The organism is Mesorhizobium sp. M0052, from assembly GCF_040323255.1.
In the GTDB taxonomy this organism is placed as follows: Bacteria; Pseudomonadota; Alphaproteobacteria; order Rhizobiales; family Rhizobiaceae; genus Mesorhizobium.
Genome location: NZ_JAMYUS010000042.1, coordinates 1 through 23,712 on the forward strand (window position 1 = coordinate 1; position 23,712 = coordinate 23,712).

Here is a 23,712-nt window from a genome sequence, read left to right on the forward strand (position 1 = left end):
CCATCGCGGTCTCCTTTCAACCGCAATGAATCACGAACTCAAATCAATGGGAATCCTGAATCCCTTAAATCGCGACACGCTTTAGGTCGATTTGAAACCAGCGATTATCGCCGGTGACGACAAAGTAAGCGGCAGAGGCGGTTGCCGCCAGCATGACCGCAGGACATAGGACTTCACGTAGACCGGAGGCATCACTTACCTCATGGCCAAGCCCTCGCAGCGTGCGGTCGGGTCGAGCCGGTTTTGCGGCTCTTCCTCGCCTCCGCATCCTCGTTCGCCGCACTCACCGCCTCCATGTGACGAACCGCCAGGCTGTCCCAGCTCACATCGGCCCGGATGATCAGTGAAGCATCGACATGGACGATCTCGCCCTTGGCGATCTTGGCGCGTCGATACAGGCCTGCACCGTGCGCTGAAAGATCCGGCGAAAGCCCTCTTCGCCCCAGCGGTGGCGGATGCGTGTCAGGGAAGAACGATCGGGAAGTGGCTTCATGCAGACCATAGCCGACGAATCACCGAATGGCGATGTTGACCTGGGCCTCGCGCATCAGCCGGCGGTCGTGGACGATCCCAAGCAGGAAACCCGCAAGCATTAGACGGACCGCAACCTCAGGATCTATTCCCGGGCGACCGTTGTCGTCGCAATAGAGATCTGCCACCTCGCCGCGCAGCCACGACAGATCAAGCACACGATCGACCTTGGCCAGGATCATCAGGGATGAGCTGTCGCAGCGAGCCGGTCATGAACAGTTCGAGTTGATCTCGTTCTTTCCGACCCAGCATCGCGAATCCTCCACCGAATCAACGATTGATCAATTGAATCAGCGGGGAAGGACTTCTTCAACAGTCCCCGCGTCCACTTCATGAGGAACGTGCTGGCCCACGCCGGCAAGAGCGGCCGCAGGGTCGTCTCAGCCTTCATCGCCACCGCATTTGCCCAAGAGACCTCGGAAGCCGCCAGCACCCAATGGCGCGCCGTCGCCGACCAGATCCGCCCGACGGTGCCGAAGCTGGCGACAATCATGGACGACGCCGAGCCCGACGTGCTGGCCTACATGACCTTCCCGAAGGAACATCGCGCCAAGCTCCACTCGACGAATCCGATCGAGCGTCTCAACGGCGAGATCAAGCGGCGCACCGAGGTCGTCGGAATCTTCCCGAATGACGATGCGATCGTGCGCATGATCGGCGCAAACCTGCTCGAACAGAACGATGAATGGGCAGTGCAGCGGGCCAGATACATGACCCTGGAAACGATCAGCCAGATGAGCGATGATCCCCTCATCAGCCTGCCAGCCGAACACCGCCTCGCACCAAATGCCCTCCGAATTCTCTTCGGAGTCGGAAAATTACCCGTGGCACGTTTTTTAACAGTTTACTACAATTACAATACGGATATGTCTTTTATGTTATCTACATTTATTTGACACGAGATGATGTTTAACTGGATCGTCCAAATTGTAGAAACTATTCTTTGTCTGGTTTGCACATCTGCCGCTTTGAAAATGCGCGGTGTGGCCGCAACGGTTTGGCAACCTCTAGAGCCAGGAGTTCTGGTCCCTGAAAAGCCGAGCCCAACCCTTGGGAGAGCCGACGATGAACGATCTTGCGCTAGTAAGTATTTGGGCTCGAGGTGCCTTTGTTCCAGCGGCGCTCAAAGGCGACGCGTAAAGCGGAGCGCTCTTGAGCTCGCTGCTGCCCAACGGCAGCCAGTCTCTTCGAGGGCATCTGCCTCCGCCACGCGCAGCCCTGCTGCGAAAATGCGCTATTAAGAAATGGGTGAAATTCAATGACAACATCAGATTTGGTCCGGCTCGACGACAGGCTTCATGCCCAGCGCGAGACATTCGACAGACTCCCAGTTATTGACGTAGGCCCTTTGCTTGATGGAACGCACCAAGCGTGGCGAAGGGATTTCGATGGGCGCTAAGCAATGTCGGTTTCATGTATATCAAGAACCACGGCATATCAGAGAATTTATTAGACGACACATTTGCGCAGGCCCGGGCTTTCTTTAAGCTGCCCATAAAAGAAAAAATGAAATTTCACATAAGTAATTCTGGGGTCGCCCTGCGCGGTTATATCGAGATATTCGGCGAAAACACCGATCCGTCAAAAACTAGGGACTTAAAAGAGTGCTTCGACATTGGCCCCGAACGGCCGAGTGTCGAAAGCCCGTTCTTTGGGCCCAACCAGTGGCCGGCCATCCTACCCGGTTTCAGGGAGGCTGTTTTCACCTATCACGAGGCGATGAAGGAGCTATCGATAAAGATTCTGAAGGGCATAGCGATCAGCCTTGATCTTCCATCGGATTTCTTCGAGCCGAGAATGAGGAATCCCATTACGACTCAACGCTTGCAACGCTATCCGTCACAAGCCGGGCTCGTGGACGAGAGGATCATCGGCATCGGAGCGCACACCGACTTTGGCAACCTAGGCTTTATCGCCCAGGATAGCGTCGGAGGGCTTCAGGTGATGAACCGAAATGGGGTCTGGATCGAGGGCACACCGATCCCTAATACCTTCGTCGTCAACATCGGAGATTTGCTTCAGAAGCTGACCAACGATGTCTATCTCGCGAACCTGCACCGCGTGGTGAACACTTCCGGGCGAGAACGCTATTCGATTCCGTTCTTTATCGACGCCGACCCTGACGCTGTCTTCGCGCCTTTGGAGAGTTGCGTTTCCGAGGCCAATCCGGCGCAATACCAGCCTATCACTTGCGGGGCATACAAGTTCGGAAAATACATCAAGGAGACCGGTAATTTCTCTGGGGTCAGCCGGCGCGTAGAAGAGGCGTTTTGGGCTTGAATATTTGACGCACGTTCAGTTCTGGCTGTCGGAAAGGCGCCCGTAGCCGGTTGCTAAGTTCGCCATTGATCTCCGCAGCCCGGACTTGCATGAGAATATGCGCACCGTGAAGCGACCAGCGCATCTGCTGCTTCTTGACCATACGTTTCCCGACAACTGAGTTCACCGCCGACTCGGCGAGAGTGGTGGCGACGCGAAGTCCAGCCCGGTAGCGCCTTCCATAGTTGACGATCGCGCCGCGGTTCGAACGGACATAGGTCAGGAGCTGCTCCGCGAGGCTGTGAAGCCGTGCGGTCGAGAACTCGCCTTCCTTCAGTCTTACTAGGAGTTGCTCCAGGTCGCGGATCGCGCGGCCGACCCGCCCATGCCACAGACGCCACTTTACGCCTCTGATGTCCCTGTCGATGGTTGGAAGCGCTTCAAAGGGGCCTGATCGGGATCGTACGATGTGATCGGCGATCTGCTGCATGGGCTGGATCTTCATGGCAATATGAAACCAGTCGATGATGTGGGTCGTCGGTTTCGGCATAGCGCGGGGCAGCCGCTTTAGGATTTCGGCCCCGTCCGAGATCACCGTCACATCCCCAAAGCCGCGATATCCGACTTCCTGGAGAGAGTCCTGGAGAGAGTGAAGAGCACGATCGCGGATTGCCTGCTGGTCGGTGCTGCCGGTGACGAAATAGCGACCGCCCCTTTCGCCCCGTCCCCCGCGCCCACATCTGGCCACGACGAGCTCGAAGTTTCGCGCCGAATGTTGATCAGCGCTACGAACGTGCGCCGTATCAATGCTGATGACGAACTCTTTGCGCCGATCTCCGGGAAGCTGCATCTCAAGCTGGCATCGGTCATCCGTTTGGGACCTCGCGCGCCAAGTTTCCTGCATGACCTGGTCGTCGAGCCGCTTGCCGATCCTGATGGTACGCTTGCGGACGGTCGCATGCGTCTCAGTCGGTTCAGTGGGCAGGAAATCGGCCAGCACCTTCGCCGCCTGCCGGTATGGCAACATGCTTCCTAGCCGCGCCGTCAGTTCCATCAGCTCCGGTGTTGCTCGATCGGGACAAATTTCCTTCAGCGGCGCGAAGGCACCGGCCATCTCCGGATGGCATTCCCGGCACAGCATCCATCGGGGATTGCGAACCTCTACGGTGCCGAAGACGGTTCGGATCCGGCGTGTCGTGTAGTCCCTGACCGGTCGGGACGTATGGCAATCCGGGCAAATCCGGCGAAGAAAAGCATAGGTCTCCGCTTCATGATTCACGACCGCGTTCTGCAGCGCAGCCATGATCTTCTTGCTATCGCCGATCGACAAGCCGATGTCGCCGTCGAACAGCTTCTCCCAGCTCTTGTCTATGCGGACCTCCTTCCGGCATGTGTCGCCAAATTCGTTCCGGCCCTCGATGGTAACCGTCCATTCCACCGCCATCGCTTTGTCTCCGATAAAAACGATGCTGATGGACCGGTCGAGCCTAACAACCGGTATTCGACCCCAGAGAAATTACCGGTCTCATCTCGACGTCGCGCTTGAGCCCGGCGCCTCGGCCTGACCGGGAACAACCTGTTGAGGTCAAGGAAGGCTTGGCTCGCCGACGCTGCCTGAAAATATCGCCTGACAAGCGATCAAGTGGCCTGTCTCAGGCCTGTAAGGCAATCAAGTAAGCTGAACTTACCACCTGATGGGTGTTTTTTCCCCTTCAACGGCGCGCCGTGTCTACCAACAAGTTCGGATCCTTCGGCCACTATCCCGCTGCCGGGCCAAGTGCTCAGTTGATCGTTGGGAGATCGCGCGGTGCTCTTGGGGTAAGCAGTTGCGCACCGTCTTCGGTGATAAGAACTGTTTCCTCGTGAAGCACGATCTTTCCAGGCTCATATTCGAGCCCCGGTTCGATACAAAGAACCATTCCGGGTACCAGCACAGTTTTGTCGCCGAGCCGGATGGAAGGCGGCTCAGTCACCCGAAGCCCCAGACCATGTCCCATTCTGCCATTGCTGTTCAAATCATCCACGCCCGACGACAGGACGCCTGCCATAGCCGTAAAGATTGATTCCGCAAGGACGCCAGGCCTTGCTGCGGCGAGACCAGCTTCATTTGCCTTCCAGACCTGCTCGTGCGCTCGAAGGAGTGCGTCAGTAACATTTCCAACGCGATAATTGCGGTCGTAGTCGCAATAGTACCCGTCAAACGTCATTCCGGTATCAATGAAAAGCAGATCGCCGTCAGCGATCGGCCGATCGCGTGGCCCACCCGTAATTTCAAACGGCCCGCCCAGGTCCGACCGAACGATAACCGCTGGGATGGCACCGGCACCCGCAGAATTCAGTCGACCACGAAATTCCCGCTGAACGGTCCGTTCGCTGTCTCCCGTCCGAATGAAGTTAGGGACATCGTCAAAAGTGACGCCGGCGATATCGATAGCCTTTTGGATCCTGGCAACCTCCGCCGGGCTTTTGATCATTCGCAAAAGCCAAATGAGGTGTGATCCGTCTACGATTTCAACGCTTTGCAGTCTGCTTCGTATGTCAAGGAACTGCGTTACCGGCATTCCGATGCGCAACTCCATGCCAAGTTCGGCACCGATCCTTCCGTGGCGCCGAGGGAGCGCAGAGATTGCTTCAACCAGAAGGGACGTGCCCTCATCTTCAGGGCGAGGTGACGGCCAAGACCTGATGTTTTTGACCCACGTCGTTTTCATGATTGCGCGACCAATCTCAGGGATAATCGCGATGGGCTCACCTTCGGCTGGGACGAGCACAAACCATGGTCGGGTGTAACTTTCCCAAAAAGTCGAATCGATGCCGGCGGTATAGCGAATGTTGTCCATCGAAGAGAGGAGAATGCCATCGAGTTTGTGCTCTCCCATCAACGCTTGGGCACGTACAAGTCGCGATTCGTACTCGCTTTTGGTGAAGCTCTCATGTCGATCAGCGATCATCTCTTATCCTTTGAGTTGTCATAGCGCATCTGCGCGTCTGCGTTGTGATGGTGGTCAAACAGGCCAGCGGGCGCCTGGCTTCAGAAATAGGCTCTGATACATTTCTTCGAGCGCGAGACCCGCCCGCAGAACTCTAGTGTCGTCACCGCGTGCGCCGATCACCTGTATGCCAATCGGGAGGTGGTCACTTGAAAAGCCCACAGGGATCGAGCAGGCCGGCTGTTGACTGAGGTTGATCGGAAAACTGAACGACGCCCATTCGATCCAACTGTCGAAATCGCTTCCCGGAGGAGTCTCCCGACCAGCTTCGAAAGGTAGGACTGCCACGGTGGGAGACAGTATTACGTCGAGACTGGACAGCAGTCTGTCCATTTCAGCTCCGAACTGGGCACGTCGCAACTCCGCCCAAATTCGATCTACCCCGCTGTAACGTCTTCCCGCTTCTGCAGCCTTCACAAGTCCGGAATCCATCGATTCCAGCGTTGTTTCAGAGAATCCTGACAGACGGTTTGCCGCACCTAGGTACCAGTGCCGATAAAACACCTCCAGAAGGTCGTCGTCGAAAGGCAAGGTGATTTCCCGTACCTCGGCGCCTTCCGCTATCAAGTCTTGAATAACATCATCTATCGTCCCACCTACCTCGGCGCTTATGTTGCCGGCCACCGGCGATTTCCAGTAACCAACGCGCCGTCCCGCCCAAGATACCGGATCAGACTTCAGCTGCGAGAATTCGAAGTACGGCTGAGTCCAGTCGCGCAAATCGCGACCTGTCATAGCATCGAGCATGTTGATACAGTCCCGTACCGACCGGGTCATTGGTCCAATGTGTGCGACTGTTCCAAAGGCACTGGGAGGGTAGGCTGCAACCCGACCGAAACTGGGCTTGTGCCCGACGATGCCCGTGAATGATGACGGAATCCGGATTGAGCCGCCGCCGTCTGTGCCCAAGTGCAGCGCTCCAACACCTGTGGCAGCTGCGACAGCCGCGCCTCCGGACGAGCCTCCTGGCGTGAGGTTAGCGTTCCATGGGTTTCTTGTAGCACCGAAGACCGGACTGTCAGTTACCGCCTTCCAACCGAACTCAGGCATGGTTGTCTGAGAGATGAAAACCGCGCCCGCCTTTCGAAGGCCGGCGACCGCCGGCGCATCCTTCGTGAAAGGTGTTGCTTCGGTAGCGGCACTGCCATAGCGGACGGACCAGTTCTCGACATGAACGATGTCCTTGAGCGTTGTTGGTACGCCGTCGATAGGTGACTGTGGCTCACCAGCCTGCCAACGCGCTTCAGATGCTTTTGCGGCAGCGAGAGCTCGGTCGGCATCCACGAACGTGAAACAATTCAGCCTTTCCTGAACTTCGCTTGAATGCCGTAGACAGGCGTTTGTTACTTCTACGGGCGACAGATCGCCACTGCCATATAACCGTGCAAGTGTTTCTGCGTCGAACTGACATAGTTCTGGAATGTCAGTTTCATTAGATGAAGAACTAACCATAGCGAGTCCTATTTAGCGCCACTATCTCAATGGAATTGACGGCTTTCGAACTTCAAAGCGAGCGCCGGGGCGCAGCAGAGCATTCATTGAAGTCGGGCCTGACCCGAAAACTCGATCAGTCGGCTTCTTTGACCGCCCGCGAGAACTGCTGCGTCCGTTCCTTAGTGGGATTGAGAAACAGTTCTGAGGGGGATCCCTGTTCTTCAATTTTGCCGCGGTAGAAGAAGCAGACACGATCCGATATGTCGCGTGCGAAGCCCATTTGATGCGTCACTAGGAGCATGGTGAGGTTGTGCTCAGCGACGAGCTTGCGTATCACCTGGGTGACCTCACCGATTGCTTCCGGATCGAGAGCGGACGTCACCTCATCAAACAACATTACCTTCGGTCTCATCGCCAACGTACGTGCAATGGCAACGCGTTGTTGCTGACCCCCTGAAAGCCGCGAAGGATGCTGATCCTTCTTCTCTAGCATACCAACCATCTCAAGGACGCGCGCTTCGGGTTTCGTCAGCCTGAGGACTTGGACAGGGCCCTCCATGCAATTTTCAAGCCTATTCATGGGGGGAAACAGATTGGAGTGCTGGAAACACATTCCAATGTCGGATCGCTTGATTCGGATGTGTTTTTGATCTGCCGGCACGAGCCGCCGGTTTCGCTCCATGTGCGTCAGAGGTTCGCCGTCGACATAGATGCACCCCTCGTTGATGGGATCGAGCGTCATAAGCACCTGCAAAACGGTAGTCTTGCCAGAACCAGAAGGACCGATAATGGTCACCGTCTCGCGCGCGGCGATATCGAGGTTCAGCTCGTCCAATACGACGGGCGAACCATAGGATTTGGTAACGTTGCGGAAGCTGACGATTGGCTTCTGGTCGCCGGAGAGCTCCAATGGCAGTGTTGTCGTGCCCTGCATCTTTACATTCCTTGCCTGCGCCAGACGTCAAGATGCTAGCTCACGCCGAACAAAGCATTTCAGTCAAAAACGAAGCTCCGATGAAACGCACGGACCATATACGCTTCTGTCGCGCCGTCACTGCATACTTCCCGTACCCAGTGTAGCTGATACAACATTCACCCAGTACGCTATGCCATAGCGGATAGCGGGATCGCTGAAATCGTAGCTGGGGTTGTGGAGTGCAGCGGTGTTACCGTTACCAAGGAAAATCATCGCGCCTGGCCGAGCCTCAAGCATGTATGCAAAATCTTCAGCACCCATGACCGGACGGATACGGCAATTCACGCTATCCGCTTGACACGCCGCCTCCGCAGCTCGCACCGCGGTAGCGGTAGCTTGTACGTCGTTGACTGTGACCGGTACCGACCGGCGGTAGCGATAGGTAATGTCGCCGCCGAAAGCCTGGGCTATCTTTCGTGCGATGACCTCAATTTGCTGCTCCGCATAATCGCGGAGGTGAGGGGCCAAAGAACGGACAGTGCCCGCTAGTTCTACCTGGTCAGCGATAACATTGTAGGCGTTTGAAGCGGACAGTTTCGTTACTGAGACGACCAGCGAATCTGTCGGATTGGTGTATCGCGAGACTAGGACCTGCAGCCCAGTTATCGTATGAGCAGCTATTACAACTGGATCGATAGCGAGGTGGGGGTTTGCAGCATGACCACCGCGGCCTTGAATTGTAATGTCGAAATCGTCTTGCGAGGCCATGAGCGGCCCGGCACAAATTGCGTACTTTCCCACTTCCAGGCCAGGCCAATTATGGAGACCAAATACCTGCGAGACTTGCAATCGGTCCAGAAAGCCATCCTGAACCATCCTGAGCCCGCCGGATGGGAACTCCACCTCTTCTGCAGGCTGGAAAATTAATGCAACACGTCCCTTGAAGTCCCGCGTCTCCGAAAGGTGCTTAGCCGCACCGAGGAGCATTGCCGTATGCCCATCATGGCCACAGGCATGCATTTTGCCAGCGGAACGCGATGCCCATGCAAGGCCTGTTGTTTCCTGAATGGGTAACGCGTCCATATCGGCTCGGAGGCCGATAGTGCCCCCCTCCCCTTTGTCCCCGTTGATAAGTGCCAGCACACCCGTCCCGCCAATGCCGGTTTCGATGTGATCTATGCCGAAGGACGCAAGCTTATCCCGTACGAACTCGGCCGTTTCGCGTACCCTAAAGTCCAGTTCGGGATTGCTGTGGAGATGCCGGCGCCACGTTGTGACTTCGGCTTCCAGGCGTGAAAACTCTTCCGCTTTGCGCATTTAAAATCCTTCGGGCGGGCTTTCATCTCGGAGATTCAGAAGCCACCACGTTCTCAAACAATTTCGAAAGGCATGCATCAGGACCTCCCTCTTGTCGCTTCAAAAAGAGAAGCGGTTCGAAACTGTGCGAGCATTTTGCGCTCCGCTGTGAAACAAATGCGTCACCACTATGGGATAACTGCCCTTACATCTAGGGAGTCGACAGCGCATATTCCCGACGTGGAGCGTAAACCTCCGCCTCAAAGATGGATCCCAAATATGCTCGACGATCTTGATCGGCGCATCCTCGCTACCCTTCAAAAAAATAACCGCGTCTCGTTTTCGGAGCTCGCCGATATAGTCGGATCGTCGGCAGCCTCATGTATGCGCCGTGTCAACAAATTGCGGTCTGATGGCGTCATCACGGCAGACATTTCGCTGGTCGACCCCAAAGCGCTGGGAAAGACCTTGACGGTTGTTGTCAACGTCGAGTTGGAACGAGAGCGCCTCGACTTGGTTGACGACTTCAAGCGCGCCATGCGCGCGGCCAAGGAAGTGACCCAGTGTTACATGGTTACAGGCGACGCTGATTTCGTTCTAATAGTCGCTGTCGAAGACGTCGAAGCCTTCGACGTGTTCGTCAAAACCAAACTCTACACCAATCCGAACGTGCGAAAGTTCAAAAGTATGATCGCACTGGATCGCGTGAAGTTCGAGCCGCGTGTCCTGACGTAATGGAGGCCGGCGACGCTTCGTTTCTCAAAACCCGAGCATTTTTGAAGCGTCCATTGCGATGAATCGAGCAATTTGATCGTCATCCTCCCGTTGAAGTCTGCAAAGTAGCGTCACCGACGGGCGAAGCACCGGCATCTGCCGGCGTATTAGCGCGCACGTCAGCTATTTGGATCGCGTTCTGTCTCGGCTACTCGCCGGCTGCAAAGAGAGGGCGCTTATACTGCGGCCATTTGGGGATCTCAGGAAATGACACTTTTCGCAGCTCAGCCTGGCACGATGCTTCCATCGGTTGACGACCGCCACCGAGATCCAAGGCACTACCCGCACGGCGTAGCTTTCATGGACGGTCAGTACCTGCCGATGTCCGAGGCCAAGATCTCGGTGCTCGACTGGGGCTTCCTGCATTCGGATGCCACTTACGACACAGCGCATGTCTGGGAGGGGCGTTTCTTCCGCCTTGATCTGCACCTCGACAGATTTTGGGGTAGCATGGAACGCCTGAGGATGAAAATACCGTACCTGCGCGAGGATGTTACGGAAATCCTGCACAATTGCGTGGCCCTCTCCGGACACAAGTCTGCTTACGTCGAAATGATCTGCACCCGCGGCGGATCTCCGACGTTCAGCCGCGATCCCCGTCAATCGGAGAATCGCTTTATCGCGTTCGCCGTTCCGTTCGGGTCGGTCGCGAACAAGGAACAGCTGGAACGCGGCCTGCATGTGTCTGTCAGTGAGACCGTCCGCATCTCGCCCAAGTCCGTCGATCCGACAGTCAAGAACTACCATTGGCTTGATCTCGTGAAAGGACTTTTCGACGCCTATGATGCTGGCGGTGAGACGGCTCTTATCCTCGACGAGAACGGAAACGTTGCTGAAGGTCCCGGCTTCAACGTGTTCGTCGTCAAGGATGGTGGACTGAGGACGCCGGCGTTTGGCGTGTTGCCGGGCATCACCAGACGTAGCGTCTTCGATCTCGCAGCGGAAACTAATCTAAAGGCCGTCGCCGAAGACGTCTCTCGGGCCGACCTATCTGGGGCGGATGAAGTGTTCATCACCTCGACTGCGGGCGGTATCATGCCTGTGACGCGGGTAGATGGAGCGCCTATCTCGGACGGCACTGTGGGACCTGTCACGAAGCGCTTGATGGATCTTTATTGGAAGAAGCATTCGGATCCAGCATGGTCGACGCAAGTCACTTATCCGTAAGTCGGCATTGAAACGCTGGCGCCTCAGTCTGTTCAACGGCTGAGGCGCTTTTTTATTGGACAGACACCCAGCTATGATCAGTGCATTCATTTCCCATCTTTCCGACGAGCTCGCCGGGCTGAAGGAAGCCGGGCTCTACAAGTCTGAGCGCGTCATCACCTCGATGCAATCGGCCGAGATCGAGGTGGCGAGCGGCTCCAAGGTGCTGAACTTCTGCGCTAACAATTATCTCGGCCTTGCCGACAGCGAGGATCTGCGCGAGGCGGCGAAGACGGCCCTTGATCGCTATGGCTACGGTATGGCGTCGGTACGCTTCATCTGCGGCACGCAGGAGGAGCACAAGCAGCTTGAGGCGCGGATCTCGTCGTTCCTCGGGTTGGAAGACACGATCCTTTACTCCTCCTGCTTCGACGCCAATGGCGGCCTGTTTGAAACGCTGCTCGGTGAAGAGGATGCAATCATCTCTGACGCCCTGAACCACGCCTCGATCATAGATGGCGTGCGGCTCTCCAAAGCCAAGCGTTTTCGCTATGCGAACAACGACATGGCCGCACTTGAGGAAGAGCTGAAAAGGGCGGAAGGCTCGCGTTTTAAACTGATCGCGACCGACGGTGTGTTCTCAATGGATGGCATTATCGCCAATCTTGGCGGCGTCTGCGATCTCGCGGAGAACTATGGCGCAATGGTCATGGTAGACGACAGCCACGCGGTCGGCTTCGTTGGCAGGCATGGGCGTGGCTCGGCAGAGCGTTGCGGCGTCGAGGGTCGGATCGACATCATCACCGGCACACTTGGCAAAGCTCTCGGGGGTGCGTCCGGCGGGTATGCGTCGGGCAAGCGCGAGGTCGTCGACTGGTTGCGGCAGCGCTCGCGGCCCTATCTCTTCTCCAACACGCTAATGCCGGCAATAGCAGGCGCGTCTCTGAAGGTGTTTGATCTGATCGAAGCCGGCGACGCCTTGCGCGAGAAGCTCTACGCCAATGCGAACCGCTTCCGCTCCCAAATGACCAAGGCAGGTTTCACATTAGCCGGCGCCGATCACCCGATCATCCCAGTCGTGCTCGGCGATGCATCACTGGCTCAGGCGATGGCCGAGATGATGCTGGCACGCGGCATTTATGTCGTCGGCTTCTCGTTCCCTGTCGTCCCAAAGGGACAGGCGCGGATCAGGACGCAGATTTCAGCCGCGCATTCGACCGCCGATGTTGATCGCTGTGTCGACGCATTTGTCGAGGTAGCAGCCGAACTCGGAATGACCTTCTGACCCCTGATCGAGTCGGCATTCTAGCTGATAAGTTGAGTGTTAGGGTTCGTGAGCTTTTACCTCAGCCGTTCAAAATCGACTGGAGGATGGCGTCTTTGCTGCATCATCGCACAGACATTGATCTGAAACCAGCATCCCGCATAAGCATGATGTCAGCGTTCATAGGTTAACGCGGGAGAGACTGGCTTCGCCAGCGCCGACGGAGCAACCCCCCAAGGAAACTCTCAGGCACAAGTGACCGCCTCGCCGAACGATCTGGAGAGAGACGCGCAAGCGTCCACCGAAGGGGAAAGCTGGCCACGCCGGTAAGCTCTCAGGTACCGAGACAGATTTGGGGATCAACCGCAGGCGTCACGCCTGCACCCTGCACCCGAAATCTGCTGGAGTTGTACATGCCCAAAATTGTTGTGATTGGCGCCGGGATCACCGGAGTGTCGACCGCGTACGCCCTGATCCAGAGCGGCTACGAAGTCGTCGTCCTGGAGAAGCAGCGGTATGCAGCGATGGAAACATCTTTTGCGAACGGTGGGCAACTATCTGCCTGCAACGCGGAAGTCTGGAACCATTGGTCAACGGTCATAAAGGGCATCAAATGGATGGCTCGCCGCGATGCCCCGCTTCTGATGAATCCGGCTCCCTCCTGGCATAAATATAGCTGGCTGGCCGAATTCATGGCGAACATCTCTCGATATCGCGAGAACACCATTGCCACCGCGCGGCTGGCGATAGCCGCGCGACAACATATGTTCGACATCGCTGAGCGCGAAAAGATCGACTTCGACCACGTCCGGAAGGGTATTCTCCACGTCTATTACGACAAGGCCGGATTCGATCATGCTGCAAAGGTCAACGAGATGCTGGTCGAAGGCGGCCTGGACAGGTATGCGGTCGGACCTACAGAAATTTCCACGATTGAACCAGCTCTGACTGGCTCCTTCCACGGTGGGTTTTACACGCCCTCCGACTCGACGGGTGACATCCACAAATACACGAACGGCCTTGCTCGCGTGTGCGAGGAACGTGGTGCGCAGTTCATTTATGATGCCGGCGTTACGAGAATTGCAACGCGCGATCGTTTCGCGATCAGCTACACTCAAAGTGCGTCGGTAGGCGGAAGTGCGATCGAGCAGCTAGAAGCGGACGCCGTTGTTGTATGCGCGGGCGTCCACAGTCGCACCATCGGCGCGATGCTCGGCGACCGTTTGAACATTTATCCCGTGAAGGGATATTCGATCACCGTCGACCTAAGCGACGAGTGCTCCCAGGCATCTGCGCCTTGGGTCAGTCTCCTGGATGACCGGGCGAAAATCGTCACCAGCAGATTGGGACAGTCGCGTTTCCGTGTTGCTGGTACTGCGGAATTCAATGGAGCTAATCGCGACATCAGAGATGATCGTGTACGGCCCCTGGTCGATTGGACGCGTACTCTTTTCCCGGGAATTACGACGAACAAGGTCATTCCTTGGGCCGGCCTCCGGCCAATGATGCCCAACATGATGCCGAGAGTTGGCAAAGGAAAAATGGCGGGTGTCTTCTACAACACCGGACACGGGCATCTAGGTTGGACACTGTCAGCGGCGACATCGGCAGCGCTTGCTGAAGTGATTGCCAATGAGATCCCAGCCGAAGCGAGACCGGCCGTATGACGATTTCGGATGGAGAGAGATCTAGTCTGGGCCGTGTCGATGTAGCTGATCTGAAGGTAGCGAGGGAACTGCATGCCTTTGTGAATGACGAGGCATTGCCCCAACACCGGGGTAGACGCCCGGGACTTCTGGGAGGCTTTTTCTTCGATCGTGCATGATTTCGCTCCTCGCAACCGCGAACACCTGCAAATCCGCGAGGTGATGCAGGAGAAGATCGACCATCGGCACCGCGGCCATGGCGCACCGGAGGATCTCGCAGCCTACAAACGGTTTTTCGCGAGATCGGCGTGGCGGAAGGTCCGGACTTCAGCATTTCGACTAAGAATGTTGACCCGGAGATCGCGACGATCGCCGGGCCGCAGCTCGTCTTGCCGGTGATGAATGCGCGTTACGCACTGAACGCCGCGAATGCCCGATGGGGTTCGCTCTATGACGCACTTCGCTATTCCCGAGGATGACGGCGCGGAGAAGGGCAAGGGCTACAACCCCGAGCGCGGCGACAAGGTGATCGCCTGGGCACGGAAATTCCTCGACGAGAGTGTGCCGCTCGCCCGCGCGAGTTGGAGCGACATCGATGAAATCTGGGTGCAGGGCGGCGAGCTTGCGCTCGCCAAGGCCGACCGCAAGGCGGTGAAGCTGAAGCCCGTCCGGGCAGTTCGTCGGCTATCTCGGTGACCCGAACAAGCCGACTGCGTTCCTGTTCGGCAACAATGGCCTGCATATCGAGGTCGTCATCGATGCGAACTCGCAGATCGGCAAGGCGATGCCACCGGCATCTCCGACGTGCGGCTGGAATCCGCGATGACGACGATCGTGGACTGCGAGGATCCCGTCGCCGCGGTCGATGCCAAGGACAAGGTCACCGTCTATCGCAACTGGCTCGGCCTGATGGAGGACGATCTGCAGGAAGAGGTGACGAAGGGCGGCAAGACCTTCACCCGCCGCCTTAATCCGGATGTCATCTATAATTCGCCGGACGGCTCGAAATTCGAGCTGCGCGCACGTTCCCTCATTCTGGTGCGCAATGTCGGGCATCTGATGACCAACCCGGCGGTGCTCAACCGTGGCGGCAACGAGGTGCCGGAATCATGAACGCCTTCGTGACGGCAGCGATCGCGCTGGCGACATCGGCGAGAAGTATGGCCGCCGCGCGAATTCGCTTGCCGGCTCGATGTATGTCGTGAAGCCGAAAATGCGTATTCCAATGAAACCGGACAGTGATTCCGAAACGAAACCGGACGCTTATTCCGATAGAATACCGGACGCGATTCCGAGGCGAAGCCGGACGGCTTAGAGCGCCTCAGGGTCTTTTTGATATTTGTCGACGAAGTCGTTTTCGATCAAGCGGGAGTTGCGTCTGCGACTGGCAGGACCTTGTGTTTGCGCATGCTTTCGCCGGAGAGTTCGATGCGATAGGCGTTGTGAACAAGGCGGTCGAGAACGGCATCGGCGATGGTCGGATTTCCGATCATGTCATACCTGCGTATTTCAGAAATTCGCGGACACCCATTCCGCTAATTCGCGGACAGCGATTTCAGTAATTGCGGGACAGTGATTCCGCTAATTCCCGGACAGTTTTCGGGGCGGATATAACGGTCGGTTCTCGGGCGCGTCGTTCTGGCATTTTGCCCTCTCATCATCGGGTTGAGAGGGGCCATGCCAAGACGGAAGCAAGCGAGACCAACGACAGTGAGAGACCTACGATCGATTGTGCGCTTGACGCATGAGCAGGGCCTCTCGGTGCGTGCGGTGTCGGAACGGCTGAAGATCAGCAAGACGTCCGTTTCGACCTATCTGTTGCGGGCGCGTGAGGCTGGCATCTCGGACTGGCCGCTGCCGCCGGGCTGTGACAATGACGCATCGCTTGAGCGGCTTCTGTTTCGCCGGGTTCGCCGGCCACCGCAGGATCTGGACGAGCCCGATTGGGCGATGATCTCGCGCGAGCTGAAGCGCAAGGGCGTGACGCTGACGTTGTTGTGGCAGGAATACCGCGCGGCGCATCCCGATGGTTATGGCTACACCTGGTTTTGCGACGGGTTCGGCACTTTCCAGCGCCGGGCGAGCGCAACGTTCCGCAACCGCCACGAGGCGGGCGCGGTGATGCAGACCGACTATGCAGGCCACACCGTGCCCGTCTTCGATCCCGATACTGGCGTCATCTGCCAGGCTCAGATCTTCGTTGCGGTACTGGGCGCGTCGTCCTTCACCTTCGCCCATGCCAGCGTCAGCCAGAAGCTGCCGGACTGGATCGAGGGCCAGTGCCGGCACTCACCTTCTTCGGCGGCGCGACGAAGACGACGATCTATGATTACGTGCCCGGGCACGTAATCGGGCTTTTGTTCCCAGCCCGGTTATGTGCCCCGCAGCCTGTTGATCCAAGCGTTCTCGACGACACGGGGCACATAACGATCAGAGGCCGGCGAGCCATTCGAGAAGTTTTGGCTCGCTCTGCCAGACTGGCTTTCGGGGAGGTCCCACCGAAGAAGTCGAAGGCACCTGACAGGCCTCAAGCGCCTCCTGCTTCATCTTGATGTTGATCTCGGCATATCGGTTGGTCGTATCCAGGCTGACGTGGCCAAGCCAACCTCTTATGACGTTCACGTCGACACCGGATTCGAGCAGATGCACGGCCGTGGTGTTTCTCCAAACATGCGGAGAAATGGACCTGTGTCCGTTGCCGATGCGAATGTCCGAACCATGACGCCGGACGAGCTTGTAGAGGCCGAATCGCGTCAGCGACTTGCCGACGTTGCTGAGGAATACCGGACTTTCCGGCGTGGCTGGCTGGCGTCGGTCACGCAGCATCTCGCCAAGGAGGCGGGCGGTCTCTGGCCATAGTGGGCAGGTCCGCCACTTATCACCCTTGCCGTGCAGGTTCACCCGCGGCGAGGAGGTCAAAACCAGCTGATCGACGGTCAGTCCGATGACTTCCGTTGCGCGGGCGCCAGTATTGTACAGGAACATGAGCAGCGCTTTGTCGCGGGTAGCCAGCTTCCCGTCGCGCGGCAGTCCGTCGAAGAGCCGTTCGACCTCGTCGCGCTCGAGATAATAGGTGGCCGCCGGCTGCGTGCGCTTCCTCGGGATGGCGGCGACGCGTTCGGCCTCCGGCAGCACCATCGGTTCCTGGCCGCCGGCATAGGCGAAGAAGGTGTGTAGCATTGCGAGCCGGTGGTTCCGTGATCGGATGCTGTTGCCGCGCTCAGCTTCAAGATGGGCGAGAAAGGCCCGTACATTGTCGGCGCTGAGATCGCTCAGCCTAAGCTTGCTGATCGGGCGTCGGTTCTCCCTGGCCAGGAAGAGAAGGAACACCCGGATCCCGTCGCGGTAGCTCCGGATCGAGGTGGACGCCAGACCCTTCTCGGCTTTGAGATGGTGTTCGAAGAACTGATAGACGAGACTGCCGACGGTCCTCATGGCCGCCCTCCACGCGAAAGCGGCGCTGCAAAGCGTTCGAAGCGCTGACCGGCGGCTTCCAGGAGATCGGCGGTAACGGTGAGATAAACCGCGGTGGAGGCCGGATCCACGTGCCCCATGAAGGTCGACAGCTTGACCAGCTTGTCGGTGGGATTGCTACCGTTGCGATACCACCGCAGAAGTCGCCCGACCGCAAAGCTGTGCCGTAGATCATGCACGTGAGCCGGCGTTCCTCCTGGTCGGGATCGGGATGTCCAGCTGATCGGCCAGCGAGCGGAAGATGATGCTGATCGTGCCCGGGTTCACAGGCCGACCTTTCATGAAAGAAAACAGCGGTGTGTCGGCCGCAACCGAAACCAGGTGCTGCGATCGCAACGCCATGAACGCATAGAGTCGCTGTGCCAGTTGCGGTCCCATGGGAATGAGCCTCGACTTGGAAAACTTCGTCTCGCGGATGGTGAGGACGTCGCGATTGCGATCGACATCCCGCCAGCGCAGGCGCGCAACCTCGCCAACGCGCAGACCAAGCCCGAACAGCAGGCTGAAGATGGTGGCATAGGCGGGACCGCGAAGCGGAGCGTTGTTCCGATCCGCGAGTTCGGCGGCGCGATCGACGAGTTGTTGGACAGTCCGCAGATCCAGGATGCAGGGCGGTCTTGGATTACCTCGGCGGCGCGGCTTCATCGTGACGGGGGAGCGATCGATAACGTCGTGTTCGACCATCCACTCGAACAGCCGGCCGACGATTCCTACCAGTTGGTTGAAGCTTCGTGGCCGCAGACGCGGACGACTGAGGAAAAAGGCATCGAGGAGCGCCGGGGTGATCTCCGCGAGGGTCTTGATGCCCTGCGCGTTCAGATAGCCGTCGAACATCCGCATTGCCTTATTCTCGACGTCGTAGCGCCGGTTGAGGGCGCGCTTGTGACAGACGAAGGCCATGATATGCGGCGCGATCGGACTTGAAGGCTCGGGAAGACGGGGGCTCATTGCAGATCCTCCCCGTCGCCAAGAGCGACTTCACGCAAGCCGTCCACCTGGACCTTGGCGTAAATCATCGTCGACGAAGCTGCGCGATGTCCGACATAATCGCCGATGGTCTTGAGCGGAAAGCCACTATCGACCAGCCGCTGAACGCACGCATGTCGGAGCGTATGGGAACCAGGGCGGGATACGGGAATGTCTGCTCTATGCAGATATCTGGTGGCCGTGGCCGACACTGCCGACTGCGTCAGCGGCGATCGTGGTGCCAGGTGTCGCCAGAAAAGCAGCCGGCTTGCCACCTCGGGTCGCCCGTTCTTGAGATAATCCACGATCGCCTCGCCGACGATGGGCGCCAGCGGATAGGTCGTGCTATGCTCGGCCTTGCGCTCGCGCACATGCAGGCGGTCACGCTTCCAATCGAGGTCGTCGAGCGTCAACATCGCGACCTCGCGGGCGCGCAGGCCATATGTGATCATCAGCAACAGCATGGCGTAATCCCGTCGCCCAACGACGGTGCGGCGATCGACCTGGTCGAGCATCTTCTGGACGGAATCCCAACCGATCGATCGGGGAATGTCGGCCAACCTATAATGCTGGGGCACCTCGACCAGCTTGCTGATGTCGCGTGGGAGAAGACCTTCTCGATGCACATATCGGCGAAAAACCCGCAATGTGCTTGCAAGACCGATCATTGATCTGGGCCCGAAGTGCTGAGCCTGCGTCGTGACGAACCCCGTCACCACAGGCAACGAAAGCATAGTCACCTCGCATCCAACATCCCTGAGATATCGCTCGAAACCGCGCAGATAGTGCCGGTAGTGATGGATGGAGGTCGGGCGCAGGCCCCGCTCTTCGTGAAGGTAATCAAAGAATCCCGGCACCTGGGTAGCGAAAGGGATCGGCCAAGCTGTTCTACGGCTGGTGTTATCCGACTTCGAGACGACCTGGCTGAAGAAATGCCGCACAATGCCCCCGACGAAGTTGCGATCGCGTCGACACGCATCAGCGGATCGATCGGCGCGATGAGTGAACAGCCAATCGTCGATGAATGGCTCGATGAGCGCCTCGGCTTGTTCGATCTGATCAACATTGCGGGCCGCGGTGAACGCTGCAAACTTCGTCAGGATCGGAACCCGTCGGTAGATGCTGCGAACCGCGTAACCCCGCTCACAAAGCGCCGCGACATATTGGTCAATCTGCGACCCGAGCCAGCAACCCATTATCCCATCGACAGTCTGCGGCTTGACGAAAAAGCGTTCCAACATGGCAACTTCCATTCCAAAGAACCGGAGGATGCGCTTCTGTTGCTGCCGCAAAGAGATGTGCCGTCTTTAGCCCACAGGAATGTCTAACGTCAGTATCTTACCGACGGTAGGGTACATAACCGGGCTGGGAACAAAACTGCGATTACGTGCCCGGGCACGTAATCGCAGATCGTCGTCTTCGTCGCGCCGCCGAAGTAACTGAAGGCCCGTTGGTTCGCTTCGATCCAATCCGGCAGCTTCTGGCTGAAGCTCGCATAAGAGAACGTCAATTGAGACGCGCTCAGCACCGCGACGTAAATCTGCGCTGCGCGGATCTCTCCTGTCGACGGGTCGATGACGGGGATCGTGTGGCCAGCATAGTCGCACTCCATGGCGACGCCAGCAACGTGCCGGCTGCGATAGCTGGGTTTGACGCGGCTTTCGTATTCGGCAAAACGGCAGCAGAACCAGGTGTAGCCATAGCCGTCCAGATGGCTCTCACGATATTCCTGCCACAGCAGATTGAGCGTCACGCCCTTGCGCTTCAGCTCGCTGGCAATCTTCGGCCAGTCCGGCTCATCGATGTCACGCGGCGGCCGTCCCATCCGGCGAAAGAGCCGTCGCTCCCTACGTCGATACCGACGTCTTGCTGATCTTCAAACGCTCCGAAACGGCCCGCACAGGGAGTTCCTGCTCGAACGTCAGCCGCAGTATCGATCGGATGTCCTTCACGCTCGTATGTCTCGCTCGCTTCCGTCTCGGCATTGATGTCCTCGCTTCGAATACGAGGGCAAAATGCCAGATCGGCGCTCACGAAAATCGACCTAATTCCGCCGCCTGTTTTGTCCGCGACTTACTGAAATCCCTGTCCCGAACTTAATGAAATCCGTGTCCGCGACTTACTGAAATCCGTGTCCGCGACTTTGCGAAACCCGCAGCGTCCACTTCATGAGGAACGTGCTGGCCCATGCCGGCAAGAGCGGTCGCCGCGTCGTCTCGGCCTTCATCGCCACAGCCTTCGCCCAGGAGACGCCGGAAGCCGCCAGCACCCAATGGCGCGCCGTTGCCGACCAGATCCGGCCGAAGGTGCCCAAAGCTCGCCGCCATCATGGACGACGCCGAGCCCGACGTGCTCGCCTACATGACTTTCCCCAGGGAGCACCGCGCCAAGCTGCATAGCACCAACCCGATCGAGCGCCTCAACGGAGAGATCAAGCGCAGGACCGAGGTCGTCGGCATCTTCCCCAATGACGATGCCATCGTCCGCCTCGTCGGCGCGCTCCTGCTCGAACAGAACGATGAATGGGCCGTGCAGCGGGCCCGCTACATGACGCTTGAGACCATCAACCAGATGAGCGATGATCCGCTCATCAGCCTGCCGGCAGTGGCGCGCTGATCAGTCCGGCCCATGCCGGAGAGCACGGCGACCAATGCCGTCAGCTACACCACGCCAGTGGGCACGATCTCAATGAGAAACGATCGAATTTAGCTGGCCAGACGCGGTCGATAAATCTTGTTCTGCCCGCGCCAGTCGATCCCGTCCAGAAGCAGCGAAAGCTCTGCCTTGGTAAGCGACACAGTCACCTGATCCTTGGTTGTCGGCCAGGCAAAACAACCCTCGGAAAGCCGCTTTGTAAAAAGGCAGAACCCCTGGTCGTCATGCTCCAGAATCTTGATGATATCACCTTTGCGTCTACGGAAGCAGAAGATCGCGCCGGTATGCGGGTCGAGCGCGAGCACCTGCTGCGCCATCGGCGCTAGGCTATTGATCCCTCGGCGCATATCGGTCTCACCGCAGCAAAGGTAAATGCGGTCGGTCGGCACCACCATGATCACCTGGTCAACTCCGCCAGGGCGATACGCAGCGCCGTCGGATCGACGGTCGCGTCGATCCGCAATCGCGCGCCGTTCGGAGAGCCACGACGATCTTGCCGGCCAGGTCCGGGCAATCGGCGACCGGACGCTCGACCTCGCGCAGATCGTTCACTTCGATCCGTGCGAAAGTTGCCATCGCACCATCGGCTCGAGCCGCCGCTGGCCATGTGCTTGCGCCAGGCATAGAGCTTTGACGGAGCTACGCCGGAAGGCTTGCGCGACCTCGGTCGCCGACGATCCCGCCGCGGCGCCGCTTAATTCGGCGACCGTATCGCCCCTTGTATGTTCCAATGTCATGGCTCGAAAACTCCATGTTCATTGGCCTCTTGCAAGGTGCCCTGGCGACCGCTTATGAACTGATCACACCTATTCGCTTCACCTGTTGAATAAAACCGTACCGAACGATTGGCTGGGCTATAGTGGCCATTTGACCATGTGTCGCTACACTCCATGATTTGGGCGAAGCAACGGACCTACTAATGCGGCAGATTGGTGTGGCCGAAGATTCTAAAGAACGTGGTCACGCGCAAGATCATATTATTCCAGGTTCCTCGATGCGAGGCCCCTATAGACGCAAGTTGTCAAGGCCCGCGATCGGAGGCAAGGCTGTTACATGGTGTCGGCGTCTACCACAAAGACATGGCCGGACATTCGCTTACCCGCATCCGAAACAAGGAAAAGCACCATCGCTGCGATATCATCTGGCAACACTCCTTTTCCCATCGAAGAACCCGCAAGATAACGAGCCCTGAGCTCCTCGCGGTCGATGCCCAGCTGTACAGCTTCTCCGGCAAGCACCCTATCCAACCGTTCGCCCTCCACGAAACCTGGACATACGACGTTTACTCGGATCTGTGATGGTCCCAGCTCTTTCGCGAGGCTCTTCGCCAAGCCGATGACCCCCCATTTCGAAGCCATGTATGGCGTGCGTAGGGCCGCTCCGACAAGGCCTGCCGTCGACGAGATGTTGACCATCGCTCCGCCACCCGCTTGTCGCATGTAAGGCGCAGCAAGACGGGAAAGAACGAAATGACTGGTGAGATTGACTGAAAACGTCCGGTCCCATCCCTCAAGTGACATCGACTCCGCGAGCTCGATTGGACCCGCTATCCCAGCGTTGTTGACAAGGATATCGACCCCACCGAGCCGCTCGACCGCAGCTTTGAAGAACCGCTCAGTATCGCTCGCATCGGCAAGGTCGCATCTAGTTCCACCTATCCCGGAGTGACGCTCTTTAAGGCCGTCGATCTTCTCCTGATCGACATCACATACTTCTACCTGGGCTCCAGCTTCCGCAAGTGTCTCGGCGATTACGAGACCAATCCCAGAGGCCGCTGCTGAGACAATGGCTCGACGACCTGTGAGAGAAAGAGAGGGGACCATTTTGAGATTCTCCTGACGATGTGAATGAAGATTAGTTTTCTGGTGAATGATGAGCTTTGCCCATCAGCATGTGAGCAGCCCATGCCGGATCCCCGGGACGCAGCTTCAATCATGGTGATGGCGGCGTCTAACCAGTCGGCAATCAAGATTCAGCGCGCTGGCCTACGCGGCGGATGCCCAGCCTCTGAGCTACGTCGTTCGGAATTCATTACTGGCGCGAAACGCCCCCCGCTTTCGCTTCACCAATGGTCCTCGCAATGTGGCCAGCAGATAGGCTACCGGAAAGCCCAGGAGCAAGGTCGTAGCGGCCACTCCGATACTAATGCCAAGGGTACGCAGGAACACGTCTTGGAAGATCGCGGTCTCCGGCGGCGATTGGCTTCGCGGGCATAAGCCCGCCGACGAGTTGGCCCGTGACGGCCACAATCCCAGCAATCATCAATGACTTTTTCATTTTCTGCTCTCTCCCTTTGTTTGGCCATACCCCAGGATAGGGCGCCCCTTGCACGAAGACTCGCCAACCCGTTCGCGACGAGCC

Annotated in this window: 17 protein-coding genes, 7 pseudogenes and 1 riboswitch; of the genes and pseudogenes, 9 read left to right on the forward strand and 15 right to left on the reverse strand. The window is 57.9% G+C overall.

The window, feature by feature from the left end:
* Nucleotides 1–236 precede the first annotated feature (236 nt).
* Nucleotides 237–783 (reverse strand): annotated as a pseudogene (locus tag NKJ77_RS31405) (transposase); the annotation flags it as partial.
* 68 nt (nt 784–851) lie between these two features.
* Between NKJ77_RS31405 and NKJ77_RS31410 the strand changes: the two are divergent.
* Both NKJ77_RS31410 and NKJ77_RS31415 read left to right on the forward strand, forming a co-directional pair.
* A pseudogene (locus NKJ77_RS31410) lies at nt 852–1,298 on the forward strand (transposase); the annotation flags it as partial.
* A 604-nt stretch (nt 1,299–1,902) separates the two neighbouring features.
* The gene (locus NKJ77_RS31415; protein WP_352536295.1) at nt 1,903–2,811 is read left to right on the forward strand and encodes an isopenicillin N synthase family dioxygenase; all 909 of its coding nucleotides are present in this window, start codon (nt 1,903–1,905) and stop codon (nt 2,809–2,811) included.
* Here NKJ77_RS31415 and NKJ77_RS31420 read toward each other — a convergent pair.
* The 5 genes from NKJ77_RS31420 to NKJ77_RS31440 form a co-directional block, all read right to left on the reverse strand.
* Entirely contained in the window at nt 2,777–4,234 is a 1,458-nt protein-coding gene (locus tag NKJ77_RS31420; protein WP_352536296.1) for an ISKra4 family transposase, read from the reverse strand. The two genes, NKJ77_RS31415 and NKJ77_RS31420, sit on opposite strands and share 35 nt — an antisense overlap.
* A 337-nt stretch (nt 4,235–4,571) precedes the next feature.
* On the reverse strand, nt 4,572–5,741 hold the full coding sequence (locus NKJ77_RS31425) for a M24 family metallopeptidase (RefSeq protein ID WP_352536297.1): 1,170 nt from the start codon (nt 5,739–5,741) through the stop codon (nt 4,572–4,574).
* Nucleotides 5,742–5,795: 54 nt separating this feature from the next.
* Entirely contained in the window at nt 5,796–7,232 is a 1,437-nt protein-coding gene (locus NKJ77_RS31430; protein ID WP_352536298.1) for an amidase, read from the reverse strand.
* A gap of 115 nt (nt 7,233–7,347) precedes the next feature.
* The gene (gene ehuA / locus NKJ77_RS31435; RefSeq protein WP_352536299.1) at nt 7,348–8,148 is read right to left on the reverse strand and encodes an ectoine/hydroxyectoine ABC transporter ATP-binding protein EhuA; all 801 of its coding nucleotides are present in this window, start codon (nt 8,146–8,148) and stop codon (nt 7,348–7,350) included.
* Nucleotides 8,149–8,265: 117 nt separating this feature from the next.
* Nucleotides 8,266–9,447 (reverse strand): amidohydrolase, encoded by a 1,182-nt coding sequence (locus NKJ77_RS31440; RefSeq protein WP_352536300.1) that lies wholly within the window; start codon nt 9,445–9,447, stop codon nt 8,266–8,268.
* Between the two features lie 258 nt (nt 9,448–9,705).
* Here NKJ77_RS31440 and NKJ77_RS31445 point away from each other — a divergent pair, with 258 nt between their 5' ends.
* The 5 genes and pseudogenes from NKJ77_RS31445 to NKJ77_RS31465 form a co-directional block, all read left to right on the forward strand.
* Nucleotides 9,706–10,161 (forward strand): Lrp/AsnC family transcriptional regulator, encoded by a 456-nt coding sequence (locus NKJ77_RS31445; protein WP_352536301.1) that lies wholly within the window; start codon nt 9,706–9,708, stop codon nt 10,159–10,161.
* Nucleotides 10,162–10,407: 246 nt separating this feature from the next.
* Entirely contained in the window at nt 10,408–11,367 is a 960-nt protein-coding gene (locus NKJ77_RS31450) for an aminotransferase class IV (RefSeq protein ID WP_352536302.1), read from the forward strand.
* 73 nt (nt 11,368–11,440) lie between these two features.
* Nucleotides 11,441–12,631, forward strand: a complete 1,191-nt coding sequence (locus NKJ77_RS31455) for a glycine C-acetyltransferase (protein WP_352536303.1) — start codon at nt 11,441–11,443, stop codon at nt 12,629–12,631.
* 162 nt (nt 12,632–12,793) lie between these two features.
* Nucleotides 12,794–12,882: riboswitch (glycine riboswitch) on the forward strand.
* A 141-nt stretch (nt 12,883–13,023) separates the two neighbouring features.
* Nucleotides 13,024–14,277, forward strand: a complete 1,254-nt coding sequence (locus NKJ77_RS31460; protein WP_352536304.1) for a D-amino acid dehydrogenase — start codon at nt 13,024–13,026, stop codon at nt 14,275–14,277.
* 26 nt (nt 14,278–14,303) lie between these two features.
* Nucleotides 14,304–15,481 (forward strand): annotated as a pseudogene (locus NKJ77_RS31465) (aldolase/citrate lyase/malate synthase family protein); the annotation flags it as partial.
* 136 nt (nt 15,482–15,617) lie between these two features.
* Here the strand turns inward: NKJ77_RS31465 and NKJ77_RS31470 are convergent.
* Nucleotides 15,618–15,755 (reverse strand): annotated as a pseudogene (locus NKJ77_RS31470) (ATP-binding protein); the annotation flags it as partial.
* A 178-nt stretch (nt 15,756–15,933) separates the two neighbouring features.
* Here NKJ77_RS31470 and NKJ77_RS31475 point away from each other — a divergent pair.
* Nucleotides 15,934–16,619, forward strand: a pseudogene (locus tag NKJ77_RS31475) (IS21 family transposase); the annotation flags it as partial.
* 67 nt (nt 16,620–16,686) lie between these two features.
* On the opposite strand, the gene NKJ77_RS31480 reads toward NKJ77_RS31475, so the two are convergent.
* The 5 genes and pseudogenes from NKJ77_RS31480 to NKJ77_RS31500 form a co-directional block, all read right to left on the reverse strand.
* Nucleotides 16,687–17,691, reverse strand: coding sequence for a tyrosine-type recombinase/integrase (locus NKJ77_RS31480; protein ID WP_352536305.1), 1,005 nt, complete (start codon nt 17,689–17,691; stop codon nt 16,687–16,689).
* A complete protein-coding gene (locus NKJ77_RS31485; RefSeq protein WP_352536306.1) occupies nt 17,688–17,909 on the reverse strand; it encodes a site-specific integrase in 222 nt (73 codons plus the stop codon). The genes NKJ77_RS31480 and NKJ77_RS31485 overlap by 4 nt, the downstream gene beginning before the upstream one ends.
* Nucleotides 17,902–18,678, reverse strand: a complete 777-nt coding sequence (locus NKJ77_RS31490; protein ID WP_352536307.1) for a tyrosine-type recombinase/integrase — start codon at nt 18,676–18,678, stop codon at nt 17,902–17,904. The genes NKJ77_RS31485 and NKJ77_RS31490 overlap by 8 nt, the downstream gene beginning before the upstream one ends.
* Nucleotides 18,675–19,937, reverse strand: coding sequence for a tyrosine-type recombinase/integrase (locus NKJ77_RS31495; protein ID WP_352536308.1), 1,263 nt, complete (start codon nt 19,935–19,937; stop codon nt 18,675–18,677). Before NKJ77_RS31495 ends, NKJ77_RS31490 begins: the two co-directional genes overlap by 4 nt.
* A gap of 128 nt (nt 19,938–20,065) precedes the next feature.
* Nucleotides 20,066–20,681: pseudogene (locus tag NKJ77_RS31500) on the reverse strand (IS21 family transposase); the annotation flags it as partial.
* A gap of 174 nt (nt 20,682–20,855) precedes the next feature.
* Between NKJ77_RS31500 and NKJ77_RS31505 the strand changes: the two are divergent.
* A pseudogene (locus tag NKJ77_RS31505) lies at nt 20,856–21,312 on the forward strand (transposase); the annotation flags it as partial.
* An 89-nt stretch (nt 21,313–21,401) separates the two neighbouring features.
* Here NKJ77_RS31505 and tnpB read toward each other — a convergent pair.
* From tnpB to NKJ77_RS31520, 3 genes are all read right to left on the reverse strand, one after another.
* Entirely contained in the window at nt 21,402–21,746 is a 345-nt protein-coding gene (gene tnpB / locus NKJ77_RS31510; RefSeq protein ID WP_352536311.1) for an IS66 family insertion sequence element accessory protein TnpB, read from the reverse strand.
* 10 nt (nt 21,747–21,756) lie between these two features.
* Complete coding sequence (locus NKJ77_RS31515; protein WP_352536309.1) at nt 21,757–21,927, reverse strand: hypothetical protein; 171 nt, start codon at nt 21,925–21,927, stop codon at nt 21,757–21,759.
* Between the two features lie 473 nt (nt 21,928–22,400).
* Entirely contained in the window at nt 22,401–23,174 is a 774-nt protein-coding gene (locus NKJ77_RS31520) for an SDR family oxidoreductase (RefSeq protein WP_352536310.1), read from the reverse strand.
* Nucleotides 23,175–23,712 lie beyond the last annotated feature (538 nt).

Bases quoted from the DNA above. Each gene is read 5' to 3' on its own strand.
- tnpB (WP_352536311.1), bottom strand. From the start codon at position 21,746: ATGGTGGTGCCGACCGACCGCATTTACCTTTGCTGCGGTGAGACCGAT.
- NKJ77_RS31440 (WP_352536300.1), bottom strand. From the start codon at position 9,447: ATGCGCAAAGCGGAAGAGTTTTCACGCCTGGAAGCCGAAGTCACAACG.
- NKJ77_RS31445 (WP_352536301.1), top strand. From the start codon at position 9,706: ATGCTCGACGATCTTGATCGGCGCATCCTCGCTACCCTTCAAAAAAAT.
- NKJ77_RS31425 (WP_352536297.1), bottom strand. From the start codon at position 5,741: ATGATCGCTGATCGACATGAGAGCTTCACCAAAAGCGAGTACGAATCG.
- NKJ77_RS31515 (WP_352536309.1), bottom strand. From the start codon at position 21,927: ATGGCAACTTTCGCACGGATCGAAGTGAACGATCTGCGCGAGGTCGAG.
- NKJ77_RS31430 (WP_352536298.1), bottom strand. From the start codon at position 7,232: ATGGTTAGTTCTTCATCTAATGAAACTGACATTCCAGAACTATGTCAG.
- NKJ77_RS31450 (WP_352536302.1), top strand. From the start codon at position 10,408: ATGACACTTTTCGCAGCTCAGCCTGGCACGATGCTTCCATCGGTTGAC.
- NKJ77_RS31495 (WP_352536308.1), bottom strand. From the start codon at position 19,937: ATGTTGGAACGCTTTTTCGTCAAGCCGCAGACTGTCGATGGGATAATG.
- NKJ77_RS31420 (WP_352536296.1), bottom strand. From the start codon at position 4,234: ATGGCGGTGGAATGGACGGTTACCATCGAGGGCCGGAACGAATTTGGC.
- NKJ77_RS31480 (WP_352536305.1), bottom strand. From the start codon at position 17,691: ATGAGGACCGTCGGCAGTCTCGTCTATCAGTTCTTCGAACACCATCTC.
- NKJ77_RS31460 (WP_352536304.1), top strand. From the start codon at position 13,024: ATGCCCAAAATTGTTGTGATTGGCGCCGGGATCACCGGAGTGTCGACC.
- NKJ77_RS31490 (WP_352536307.1), bottom strand. From the start codon at position 18,678: ATGAGCCCCCGTCTTCCCGAGCCTTCAAGTCCGATCGCGCCGCATATC.
- NKJ77_RS31455 (WP_352536303.1), top strand. From the start codon at position 11,441: ATGATCAGTGCATTCATTTCCCATCTTTCCGACGAGCTCGCCGGGCTG.
- NKJ77_RS31520 (WP_352536310.1), bottom strand. From the start codon at position 23,174: ATGGTCCCCTCTCTTTCTCTCACAGGTCGTCGAGCCATTGTCTCAGCA.
- ehuA (WP_352536299.1), bottom strand. From the start codon at position 8,148: ATGCAGGGCACGACAACACTGCCATTGGAGCTCTCCGGCGACCAGAAG.